We start from the raw sequence: 12,528 nt of genomic DNA, 5'->3' as shown, positions 1-12,528 counted from the left end.
TGCAACTTACTTTGTTACCAGAAAATTCATCAAACAAACATACTTTTAAAAAAATCCATAAAATTATTCAGATTTCCACCAGAGATTATATGAGATAAATAATGAGGTGCAATGTTGAAAAAAACTGACACCATATTCTTTTGCCATAAAAAATCTTGTATTTTAAGATCGTACCAAAATGATAATGAGATATTATCATCTACTGCGGAAAGATGATGCCACCAAAAAGGCGGAATGTAGAGTATTTCTCCCGGTTGAAGTATAACTTCTATTCTTTCTTCCCAAGGAAAGTTCGGAAATAACTCCGAATTAAAGACAACTGGATTTACCTTACTATTATATGCTGCGCCAGAACTAGCCTCAAGAGGTGGATAAAATGACAAATAATTTGAAGGCGGAAATAAAAGTATTCTTTTTCTTCCTCGAATTTGAGCAAAAATATTATGTAGTGGGTCAAAGTGAAGTGTAGTAGTTGAAGAAAAGTTTTTACTTGAGAAACCATACCACAATGTCACAAATGCTTTCCTGTCAAAGTATTCTGGATAAGTTACATCTTGAAAAATTTCAGGAAAACGCTCTTCAAAACCTGCTTCAGATAAATAACATTCTAAGTCTTGCTCGTTATTGTTTTTACGATCTATATGGTTCTTGATATACTCCTGAAATTTCATTTCTTTTTTAGGCTCGTAACCATCTTCATAAGAAAAATTTTTATGATCGTCCCAAAAGTTTTTCTTATAAAACCGGACTGGCACCATGTTATTTCCACAATGTTTTATCAGATAATCATTAGACCAATTCTGACAAGCGCCCCAATGTTGAGCAACATCTTCAATGATAAAAGGTTGATATTGTTTACATATTTCTGAAAATTCTTTTGTACTAGGGCTTTTGAATTTTAAAACTGATTCACTCGCTTGAATTTGCATAGAAACTTCAATCTCCTGAATTTAACTAAAATTTTTGCACTATTTATAGATATTGCCATCTAGAATGACTATTAGGTTTTTATTCATCTATAAATTATGAAAGCAGTTTCTTGGTTGATGTCATTTTATTGACTCCAAGTTAATATTTTTGATTATCTCCTAATCAAACAATTTTTCCAGGCAAAGCCAATGCTTATAAACTACTATGAAAATTTTTATTTATTTTGATTTCAACTCAACGCGATATGCAACTTATTTGGTCACAATAGTATCAATCAAAAATTGCCTTATAAAAATGATAAAATCTTTGAAAGTGAGATTTCCAACAGAAATTGAATGATATAAATAATAAGGTGCAGTCTTTAAAAAAACTGACAACATATTCTTTTGCCAGAAAAAGTCTTGGATTTTAACATCGTACCAAAATGATAATGAGATATTATCATCTACTGCGGTCATTCGATGCCACCAAAAAGGTGGTAGGTAAAGTATTTCTCCCGGTTGAAGTACAAATTCTATTTTTTCTTGCCAGGGAAACTTCGGAAATAATTCCAAATTTAATAGATCCGGATTGACCTTACTATCATATGCTGCCCCAGAACGAGCCTCAAGAGGTGGATAGAATGACAAATAATTTGAAGGTGGAAATAAGAGTACTCTTTTTCTACCTCTAATTTGGGCAAAAATATTATGTGATAAGTCAAAGTGAAGAGGACTATTTGAGGAAAAACTTTTACTTGATAAACCAAACCATAACATCACAAACGCCTTCCTGTTGAAGTATTCTGGATAAGTTATATCTCCAATAATTTCAGGGAAGCGCTCTTCAAAATATGCCTGATTTAAATAACATTCTAAACTATGAAGATTATTATTTTTACTAACCCTATCTTCTATATGGTTATTTATATACTCCTCCAATTTCATTTCTTTTGGAGTTTCGTACCCATCTTCATAAGCAAAGTTTTTATAGTCTTGCCAAAAATCTTTCTTAAAAAACCGTACTGGAACCAGATTATTTCCGCACTTTTTTATCAGATAATCATTTGTCCAATTATTACAAGCATCCCAATATTGAGCAACATCTTTAATTATAAAAGGATGATATTGTTTCAATAACTCTGAAAATTGCTTTGTACTAGGACTTTTGATTTTTAAAATTGATTCATTAGCTTGAATTTGCATAAAAACTCCAACATACTCAGCACGATGTGCAACTTGTTTTGGTGCAAGAGCATCAATCAAAGATTTTTTTCAAGATAGGACTTACGCACGAGTTACGGAATAACGTAGACGCATTTGCAAAGCTTCTGTCTACCACACGCTACGTTCTCGTAGAAGCTGCTCCTCTACGAGAACGCCAAAGGCGAAGGCGCAGGCTACCGCAGAGGACACGGAGAAATCAGAGTTTGAGTAATATATTGCGTAAGTACAAAAAAAATTCCATAGAATTTTTTTGGATAAATATTTTCTTTATTGCAAGTAATTTTTATTTATCCTTGATTAGATTAACGAGAATGAGTTGCTTTAGCAAGAGAATTTTTATATATAAAAATTATCAAAAAGCTACATCTACATCAGCTTTTTTTATGTAACCTTGTTTATAGATGACGAGCAATATACTTTTCCAAACCCCATCTCAAAATAGATGTCTAAGTTTTGCATAGGGCTAAATAACACAGGATTTCGTTCTATTTGGGCAAATAAATAAACAATAAGGTTATCTAGGCATTTTGGAAATACTTATCGAGGAAGTAGTTTTAGCTACTAATTCCATCTCTGATGACGCGTCAAGCAAACAAATAGCTATAAGAATAATTACTGCTTGCTATCCAAATTAAATAAAAAAGATTATTAATTATCTTGTGTCTAGCATCAGTTCATAATATGATTCAACTAGCTTAAACCTAAATGACAATTCTTTTCAAAGATTGTCATTGTGTCTCCGAGTCCGGCCAAGTAGTGTGATTGAGTGTAAGCGGATCAATGAAGTTAGATAAATTTTTTCAAAGCCTGCTGTTAACAGGTGCGGTTGTTGTTGTGATTAACACTCCAGCTAAAGGTGAGGAAGTACGAGAGAATGTTCAAAGCAAATCTTCTACCCACAAGGTAGGGAAATCTGCATTAGATGAAAAGGTTGCAGTTACAGATAAAAAATTTGCGAACAGCAAATCTCCAGTACTAACTCCCAGTAGCAACAAATCCCAACTCCTTAAAACAAAGTCGGATAAAACAAGTAAAAATATTCGCCAACTAAGCGAAATCGAACTTCCCGCTACTAGCGCTCAAATGCTGGTACAGTCACCAACACCAACTAACCCCCCTAACTCAGAACAAAGAAATGGGGATCAACAAGTCATACCAATCACAGGAGTCAAGGTAAATCCCACAGACAAAGGTGTAGAGCTAATTCTAGAGACATCTCTTGGGGAAAAACTACAAATTACAAATCGTAGTCAGGGGAATAACTTTATTGCTGATATTCCCAACGCCCAACTGCGTTTGCCTAGTGGTGAAGCTTTCGTATTTCGTTCAGAAAAACCACTTACGGGAGTGACTGAGATTACAGTCATCAACCAGGATGCAAATACTGTCCGGGTGATGGTGGTAGGTGAGGCAGGACTACCACAAGCTGAGTTGTTTGATGGTGATGAAGGTCTGATTTTTGGAGTGACAACAACTGCTGCAACGGCGACGCAGCCACCGATAACACCACAGCAACCAGTAAATGAGACACCGCAAGAGGAACCAGCAGCGCAACCAGATGAGCCGATTGAATTGGTGGTGACAGGGGAGCAAGATGGGTATCGCGTACCTGATTCTTCAACTGCGACAAGAACCGATACACCCTTGCGTGACATTCCTCAATCGATTCAGATAGTACCACAACAAGTGTTGCGCGACCAACAGGTTACTCGCTTAGATGATGCACTCAGAAACGTTGCGGGTGTAACTCAAGAATTTACCAGTGGCCCAGGTGTTTTCTATAGACTTCGCGGATTTGCTCTAGCGGATAATAATTTGCTTAGGAATGGTTTACCCGATCCTGGGGTTGGAGATACGGTTGAACTTGCCAATGTTGAGCGAGTCGAGGTACTCAGAGGGCCAGCATCCGTACTATTTGGCTTGGGTAGTCCGGGAGGAAGCATCAACATCGTCACTAAACCTCCTTTAAGTGAGCCTTTTTACGCTGTTGATGCAACCGTTGGCAGCTATAGCTTCTACAGAGGTGCGATCGATCTTTCTGGGCCGTTAAATGATTCAAAAAGCGTATTGTATCGGCTCAATACAGCTTATAGAAATTCAGGCAGTTTTATCGATTTCTACAGTAGTGAAAACTTCAATATATCACCTACGATCGATGTGGCGATTGGCGAAAGAACTAAGCTGACTTTAAGCGCAGACTACATTGAGACTAGAAATTCTGGCACAGAATTTGGTGTACCGACTGTTGGCACTATATTTCCGAACCCTTACGGTAAAATCCCCCGTAATCGCAACCTTACTGAACCGACCGATGAAATAAACGGATCGACTACAAGGATTGGATATCAGCTAGAACATAAATTTAGCGACAATTGGTCTTTGAACAATGCTTTTCGGTATGGTTTTAACAGTTACTATGCCGCACAAACGAGACCTGGAAGTTTAGATGCAAACAACCAAACTATTAGCCGTTCTTTCTCAATATTTGACCAATATTTCACGAATTATATTCTGACAACAAATGTTGTAGGTAAGTTTTCCACAGGTTCAATTCGGCATCAGCTTCTATTTGGAGTCGATCTGAATCATTATATAAACGCAACACCAAGATATGCATTTGCTGATGCTGCATCCATCAACATATTTAACCCTATTTACGGTCAACCAAGAGGTGAGTTTACTTTTGAAACTAGCAATAAAGCAACAACAGATTCTTTAGGAATTTATCTTCAAGATCAAATCGCCATAACAGAAAATTTGAAGGTGCTGTTGGGTGCGCGGTTTGATGGTTTTAAGCAATACTCTGAAGATTTTCCTACTAATACAGAAAGTAGCCAGTCAGATAGCGCCTTGAATCCTCGGTTTGGAATTGTTTATCAACCCATAAGAGCTATTTCACTGTATGCCAGCTATATCAGTTCATTTACTCCAGCAAGAGGCACATATCTTTTTGGCGCTAGTTTGGCGACAGGTTTTGACCCAGAACGGGGTAGGCAGTATGAGGTTGGTGTAAAGGCAGATTTAAACGACCGACTTTCGGCAACGCTTGCTTTCTATGATTTGACGCGTACCAATGTCTTGGTAACTGACCCGAATAATCAAGATTTTCAAATCCAAACAGGTGAGCAGAACAGCCGAGGGATTGAACTGAGTCTGACGGGCGAAATTTTGCCAGGATGGAATATTCTTGCAGGCTATGCTTATACTGATGCCCGTATTACCGAGGATGCTACTATTCCAGTTGGAAGTCGTTTGCCCAATACCGCAGACCATGCTTTCAACGTATGGACAACCTACGAAATTCAAAAAGGTGATTTACAAGGGTTAGGATTTGGTTTAGGTTTATTTTTTGTGGGCGATCGCGCTGGAGATTTGCCAAATACTTATGAAGTACCGAGTTATGTTCGGACTGATGCAGCTGTTTTCTACAACAGAGATAGATTTAGAGTCGGACTCAATTTCAAAAACTTATTTGACGTAGAGTATTTTGAAAATACGTATTTTGGCAGTCGTGTTGGTTATGGACAGCCTTTTACAGTCCAAGGAACCATTTCGTGGCAGCTTTAATAATTAAGACTTAAGACAATCATGCGACATTTTTCCTATTGGCTAATATTGGGCATCTTAGGATTTACTCTAGTTACAGCTTGCAGCGATCGCGCACTTCACAATACATCCTCATTACCTAAACAACCAACCGCAGAATGTCGTATGGTTAAACACACGATGGGGGAAACCTGTGTTCCTATTAACCCCCAGCGTGTTGTTACCTTATCTTCATGTACTTTAGGCAATGTCCTAGCACTTGGGGTTAAACCTATCGGGACAACTAACGAAGTTTACGTAGAAGGAAACTCTCTAACATCTATGAATGGCGATCCAAAGGGAATAAAATTACTTGGACTTTCTCAACCCAATTTAGAAGCAACATTACTACTCAAACCAGATTTAATTATTGGTGTAGATTGGTTTAAGCCAATATATCCTTTACTATCTAAAATTGCCCCTACAGTATTAGGCGAAATTGATTACATCAACTGGCAAAAACATTTCAGTTTTGTTGCACAATCACTGGGAAAACAAGAAGTTGAGAAAGAACTTTGGGAACGCTACTATCAGCGAATAAAAAAGCTAAAACAAGCATTAGGAAGTCGCTATCAAGGTAAAAAAATATCATTCGTAACTCTTGGGCACAATCAAATATATATTGATGCAAAAAATTCCTTTGCTGGTTCAATTCTTAACGATGTTCTTTTGCAGCGTCCAGCTTCACAAAATAGGGATTCAGTTTATGGATCGTTTCCTATTTCATTAGAGGAATTAAATAAAGCAGATGGCGATATTTTATTTGTGACAACTTATTCAAGTGGTGGCAATCAATTTCTTGAAGATAAACAACAAGAGCCACTTTGGAAAACCCTTAAGGCTGTTCAAGAGAATCATGTTTATTATGTTGATTTTATGTCATGGGCGGCGACAAATATGCTTGGAACTGATGTAGTAATTGATGACCTTTATAAATACCTTGTCAATACATTCTAAATGATGACTAAACATCCCCTATTCATCTATAAAGGATATATTTTTATTCCTGAATAAGAACTATCGAAGATAGACGGTGATATTATATTTATAGGGTTTTATGGAGATGATGAACAAAAACTTTTTAAAAAACTCCAGCAAAAACTATTATAGAAAGCGCTGAAAGCCACCTCAATCTAAAATCCGAAATCTAAAATCTAAAATTGGCACGGTCAAATTTGCTTGCAGCCAATGCAGTAATCGATGACCTCTATAAATACCTTGTTAACACCCCTTAAATTAAATGACTAAACACACGTTATTCGTCTGCAAATCTTGTCATCGCTCATCTGAAGAACGACCAGAAAAAGCCCCTTTCGATGGTGATATTTTACTTGACCAACTAAACACTTTATGCGCCCAACAATTTCATGCTAATGAACTTAAAATTCAGCCCGTTGGATGTTTATGGGCTTGCAATAAAGGCTGCGTTGTATCTGTATCGAGCCACGATAAGCCCACCTATGTTTTTGCTAATCTTCTCCCTGAAGAAAGCCCAGCACCTTTACTAGAATTTATACAACTGTATATCAAGAGCCGTAAAGGAGTTTTAGCTTGGGAACAACTTCCCGATCTTTTGCAGTCTGCAAGCATAGCGCAAATTCCGCCTGTCAAATCATAGCTTTAATAAAGTATGTTTGATTTGACAATTCAGGAACATCCTATATTTTATTTTACCCCCAATTGCACGTTCCATAAACCAGCATAAATCCCATTTTTCTCTAACAATTGTTCGTGTGTTCCCGATTCAACTAATTCTCCATATTCCATCACATAAATACAATTAGCATTGCGGATAGTGGAAAGACGATGAGCTATGGCTATTGTGGTTCGATTAACAGTAATTCGTTCCAAAGAACGCTGAATGGCAGCTTCAGTTTCATTATCCACTGCTGAGGTAGCTTCATCTAAAACTAATATAGGCGGGTTTTTCAAAACAGCCCTAGCGATCGCAATTCTTTGGCGTTGTCCACCAGATAATTTTTGACCCCGTTCTCCGACTATTGTCTCATAACCTTGGGGTAGGCTGATAATAAAATCATCAGCTTCGGCAATTTTCGCAGCTTCAATGATTTGTTTATCAGTAGCATCGAAAGTACCATAGGCGATATTTTCAGCAATAGTACCATGAAATAAGAATACGTCTTGACTGACCAAGCCAATACTGCGACGCAAATCACGTAAATTTAATTTTTGAATATTAATATCATCAATAGTAATTGTGCCAGAAGAAATATCATACAATCGCAACAATAATTTAACTAAAGTGCTTTTTCCAGAACCTGTAGAACCAACAATAGCAATAGTTTTACCTGCGGGGATATGTAAAGATAATTTCTTAATTACTGCTTCTCTATCGTGATAAGCAAAAGTAACTTGTTTAAAGTCAATTTTACCTCGAACTCGATCCACAGGTAAGAATCTGTCTCCCGCAGTAATGTTGATGGGAGCATCTAATAAATTCATCACCCGATTAGTAGAAGCCATTGACCTTTGATATTTGTCAAATATTTCTCCTAATGTTACTAAAGGCCATAATAATCGCTGTACTAAAACCAGTAAAACGCTGTAATTTCCGATAGATATTTGACCAGCATAGGCTGCCATACCTCCCCAAAATAATAAAGCTGTGAACCCTGCTAAAACTAGCATTCTGATTAAGGGCACAAATGCGGCAGAAAGTTTAATTGCTTTGGTGTTACTTTTTCTATAGGCTTCGCTATCTCCTGCCAATCTAGCGCTTTCATAAGGTTCAGCAGTGAAACTTTTAATTGTAGTAATACCGCTAATATTATTGGCTAGTCGTGAGTTCAGAAAGCTTACTCTTTCCCGGACTTCAGCGTAACGAGCTTCCAGACGCTTTTGATAACTAAAGGAACCCCAAACAATAAATGGCATTGGTAACATTGCTGCGAAGGTGATGTATGGGGGTAAAATGAAGAATGCACCACCAGTTAAAATGATCAGTGAAGCGATAATATTGATAATTTCATTGGCTCCAAAATTTAAAAAATCTTCTAACTGGTTGATATCATCATTCAAAATTGCCATCAAACCGCCAGTGCTGCTTTCTTCAAAGTAAGCTGAATCTAATTCTTGTACATGATTGTAGGTATCCAAGCGTAAATTATGCTGGATATTTTGGGCTAAATTACGCCAAATTCTGTTATATGCGTACTCAGAAGTAGATTCTAGTATCCAGACAATGATAGTTATAAATGAAAGTAGTGAAAACTGCCAAAATATTTCTTTTACACCCAACTTAGCAAATACAGAATTTTGCTGCTCTACGAGAATATCTACCGCAATACCAATTAACCACGGTGGTGCTAAATCTAAAATTGTATTAATTATAGAACATGCTGTTGCCTGCCAAATTTGTTGTCGATATTGGCTGCCATAGTTGAGCAGGCGTTGTAAAGGATGGGCTGAATTTCTTTGATTTTTAGATACTCTAGGAGATTTTGATGTGATTGTCACGACAGTTTCTTATTTGTAGTTAGATGATTCATGAGAGCGATATTTCTAATAAAAATAGAATCAGGAATTTAAGTACATTTGTTTGTTATTTATTACTTTTCCCTTGCGTCCTATTGGTACACACATTGGCGTTTCCATCACTGGGTCAGGAATAATCCGACACTCCAACCCAAAAACCTCTTGAACCATTTCTTGAGTCATGACTCGCTTTGGTTCCCCAGCAGCAAAAATTCGACCATCTTTGATTGCAACTAAGTAATCAGCATAACGACACGCTTGATTTAAATCATGCAGTACCATAACAATTGTCCGTCTCTGATTTTGGTTCAACTCATACAACAAATCCAAAATTTCTATCTGGTGCGCCAAATCTAAAAAAGTAGTCGGTTCATCTAAAAGTAAAATCTCTGTATCTTGCGCCAACGCCATTGCAATCCAAGCTCTTTGTCGTTGTCCACCAGACAAAGTATCTAATGCTCTATCTGCCAATTCCAACAAATCTGTAATTTCTAGTGCCTGCTGCACGATTTTTTCATCTTTTGTTGACCACTGCTGTAACCAATTTTGATAAGGGTAACGTCCTTGTGCTACTAAATCTTGCACTGTTAACCCTTCTGGTGCTACTGGTGCTTGGGGCAAAATACCTAATTGCTGTGCTACTTCTTTGGTAGAAAGATTGAAAATAGACGTTCCATCAAGATAGACTGTACCGCCACGGGGTTGAAGCAATCTTGCCAGACCTCGTAACAAAGTTGATTTCCCACAACCATTAGCACCAACTAAAGCACTAATTTGTCCGGCAGGGATTGCCAAATTTAGGTCACGGATAATCAGCGCCCCATCATAAGCTAAAGACAGACTTTTAGTTGAGAGTCCTTTCATAGGTCATATTTACCAGCTTTATTTTTTGCGATTACGAATTAATAAATAAAGAAAATAAGGAGCGCCAATAGCAGCAGTTACAATCCCACAAGGAAGTTCGATAGGTGCAAATAGTGTTCTTCCTAGCAAGTCTGCCATCACAACAATCACTCCCCCCAAGAGTGCGGAAGTAGGAATCAAGCCTTCATGGGTTGCACCTACCAACTGTCGTCCTAAATGGGGTGCGATTAAACCGATAAAACCAATATTTCCGGCGGTGGCGACTCCTGCACCTGCTAAGGCTACACCTACCAGCACGAGTAAACCACGTTGCCATTCCACTTGAGTACCTAAACTTTTGGCAACATCATCTCCTAAGTTAAGAGCGTTCAAATGCCTTGCTAGTGTTAAAGCCATTGGCACAAAAATAATCAACCAAGGTAACAAAGAAAAGACTTGCTCCCAAGTCCGGCCGTAGACGCTTCCAGCTAACCAAACCAAAGCATTGCTAACATCAGAAATTTCTCCAAAGGTAATCATCAAGCTGGTTATGGCACTGGCGATCGCAGACAAGCCAACACCCATTAAAATTAGTAAAATCGGAGAACTACCGTTATTCCAAGCCAGCGAGTAAATTAAAATCGCCATCAGCAATGCACCAGCAAAGGCTGATAGAGTTAAGGTATAAATCGGTGCTGATGGGAATAGTACAAGTACTGTAACTGCCGCCAAGCTCGCCCCAGCATTGATGCCGATAATACCTGGGTCAGCCAATGGATTGCGTGTCAATCCTTGAAAGATCGTGCCAGAAATTGCCAGCGCCACTCCCACCATAAAAGCTACAAGGGTGCGGGGTAAACGCAGATTCTGAATCACGAATCGATGGTCTGGGTTTCCTGTATCTAAACCCAATATAGTTTTCACGATATCCAAAGGCGAGATTGGATATTCACCCCGCCCTATATTCATCACCATCGCCACTACAATTGCTACTGCCAAACATAACAGTATGACTGGTACACGTCGGTCGGTGCGGAAAGATATCGCTTGGGAACGAATGACTAGCCAATCAAAACTCATTTTTTCACCTTTGACTTAGCTAGGTAGACAAAAAAAGGAGCGCCAACTATTGCTGTCATTACACCTACAGGTAACTCCTGTGGTTTAAACAATATACGGGCGGCAATATCTGCAACCAACAGTAAAATAGCACCCAAAACTGCACAATAAGGTAATATCCAACGATAATCGGCTTTAATGTAAAATCTCACTATATGGGGAACGACTAAACCAATGAAGCCGATTGGCCCTGCAAGGGCAACGGAACTTCCTGCTAGTAAAACTACGCTGATAGCGGTAAATATTTTGATCAAAGCTGTCTGTTGGCCCAAGCCTTTAGCGACATCTTCACCTAAACTCATAGTGGTAATTTGTCTGCCGAGGGTAAAAGCTAATACTAATCCCATACCGACGAAAGGCAGTAGTTGTAAGAATAAATTAAAATCTCGACCAGATAATGAACCTGCTAACCAAAATCTCACTTGTTCGAGTGTTTGTTGACTGACAATGAGGATACCAGTGGTGAAGGAAGAAATTAGAGCAGTTAACGCCGCTCCCGCTACCGTCAAATTCAGTGGGGTGGCTCCTCCCCGTCCCAGAGAACCAAGGATGTAAACTAACACTGCCGTTAATCCTGCACCCAAAAAGGCTGCAAGAGCGTAAATACTTGGGGATGAACTGCCAAAAACAAAAGTTGACACAACGACAAAGAGTGCGGCTCCTGACTCAATACCTAAAATACCTGGGTCTGCTAAGGGGTTTCGCGTCAAACCCTGCATCAATGCTCCCGATACAGCAAGGGCTGAACCTACAACAATAGCAATTAGCGATCGCGGTAATCTCACGGTCTGAATAACTAAGCGATCGTAGGAACCATCAGAGGCTATAAAAGATGTCAAAATTTTGTCTAAAGGTATTTCTGCTGCACCTAGCGTCACACTGTACACCAAGCAAATTAGCAGCATACATAGCCCTAAAACCAGACCAAATAAGGCTGATATTTGTGACTGCTTCAATCGTTTAGGTGACACTGTGGTCGCTTTTATCATGATCCTGCCGTAATTTGAAAATATGACGCTCTGCTGGCTAGTTGTTTTTTCAATAGATAATATCAATATTTAACAGTATTTTAATCATCGAATTGATAATCTTTCTTGATAAATATATAGATTACATGATTGTGTAGCCTTTTAGCCATTTTTTAAACGGAATAAAGGATACCATGATAATTTGATATTATTTCTCAATAAAGTGGTATTGTTAGATCGACTTAAATCTGCTATAACTCTCTTTATCTAGTTCAACTTCTCGATAGCCAGAGTAGTCAAACATACGTTGGATGACTTTTCAAACATGCTCTAAGCTCGACTTTATCCATTTTTGGCTACGGGTCATCACAAATGTAGGCGAT

9 protein-coding genes are annotated in these 12,528 nt (G+C 38.3%); 3 read left to right on the top strand and 6 right to left on the bottom strand.

The features are described from left to right. Positions 1 to 29: 29 nt before the first annotated feature. Both RMY64_RS17030 and RMY64_RS17025 read right to left on the bottom strand, forming a co-directional pair. A complete protein-coding gene (locus RMY64_RS17030; protein WP_322671010.1) occupies positions 30 to 929 on the bottom strand; it encodes a cupin-like domain-containing protein in 900 nt (299 codons plus the stop codon). A 252-nt stretch (positions 930 to 1,181) separates the two neighbouring features. Next, positions 1,182 to 2,174, bottom strand: a complete 993-nt coding sequence (locus tag RMY64_RS17025) for a cupin-like domain-containing protein (protein WP_322671009.1) — start codon at positions 2,172 to 2,174, stop codon at positions 1,182 to 1,184. Between the two features lie 741 nt (positions 2,175 to 2,915). Here RMY64_RS17025 and RMY64_RS17020 point away from each other — a divergent pair. From RMY64_RS17020 to RMY64_RS17010, 3 genes are all read left to right on the top strand, one after another. After that, positions 2,916 to 5,702: a TonB-dependent receptor gene (locus RMY64_RS17020; RefSeq protein WP_322671008.1), complete on the top strand. Its 2,787-nt coding sequence runs from the start codon at positions 2,916 to 2,918 to the stop codon at positions 5,700 to 5,702. A 144-nt stretch (positions 5,703 to 5,846) separates the two neighbouring features. Then, on the top strand, positions 5,847 to 6,677 hold the full coding sequence (locus RMY64_RS17015) for an iron-siderophore ABC transporter substrate-binding protein (protein ID WP_322700661.1): 831 nt from the start codon (positions 5,847 to 5,849) through the stop codon (positions 6,675 to 6,677). Between the two features lie 283 nt (positions 6,678 to 6,960). Continuing rightward, a complete protein-coding gene (locus tag RMY64_RS17010) occupies positions 6,961 to 7,338 on the top strand; it encodes a DUF1636 family protein (protein ID WP_322671006.1) in 378 nt (125 codons plus the stop codon). 47 nt (positions 7,339 to 7,385) lie between these two features. Here RMY64_RS17010 and RMY64_RS17005 read toward each other — a convergent pair whose 3' ends face one another. From RMY64_RS17005 to RMY64_RS16990, 4 genes are read right to left on the bottom strand one after another with little or no spacing between them, the layout of a single operon-like run. Next, on the bottom strand, positions 7,386 to 9,197 hold the full coding sequence (locus RMY64_RS17005) for an ABC transporter ATP-binding protein (RefSeq protein ID WP_322671005.1): 1,812 nt from the start codon (positions 9,195 to 9,197) through the stop codon (positions 7,386 to 7,388). Between the two features lie 60 nt (positions 9,198 to 9,257). Then, entirely contained in the window at positions 9,258 to 10,079 is an 822-nt protein-coding gene (locus tag RMY64_RS17000) for an ABC transporter ATP-binding protein (RefSeq protein ID WP_322671004.1), read from the bottom strand. 18 nt (positions 10,080 to 10,097) lie between these two features. Then, positions 10,098 to 11,138 (bottom strand): iron ABC transporter permease, encoded by a 1,041-nt coding sequence (locus RMY64_RS16995; protein WP_322700660.1) that lies wholly within the window; start codon positions 11,136 to 11,138, stop codon positions 10,098 to 10,100. Continuing rightward, positions 11,135 to 12,166, bottom strand: a complete 1,032-nt coding sequence (locus RMY64_RS16990; protein WP_322700659.1) for an iron ABC transporter permease — start codon at positions 12,164 to 12,166, stop codon at positions 11,135 to 11,137. The genes RMY64_RS16995 and RMY64_RS16990 overlap by 4 nt, the downstream gene beginning before the upstream one ends. Between the last annotated feature and the right edge of the window lie 362 nt (positions 12,167 to 12,528).

This window comes from Nostoc sp. DedQUE08, from assembly GCF_034530895.1.
Taxonomy (GTDB): Bacteria; Cyanobacteriota; Cyanobacteriia; order Cyanobacteriales; family Nostocaceae; genus Nostoc.
This window is presented reverse-complemented; position numbering and strand designations above follow the sequence as displayed.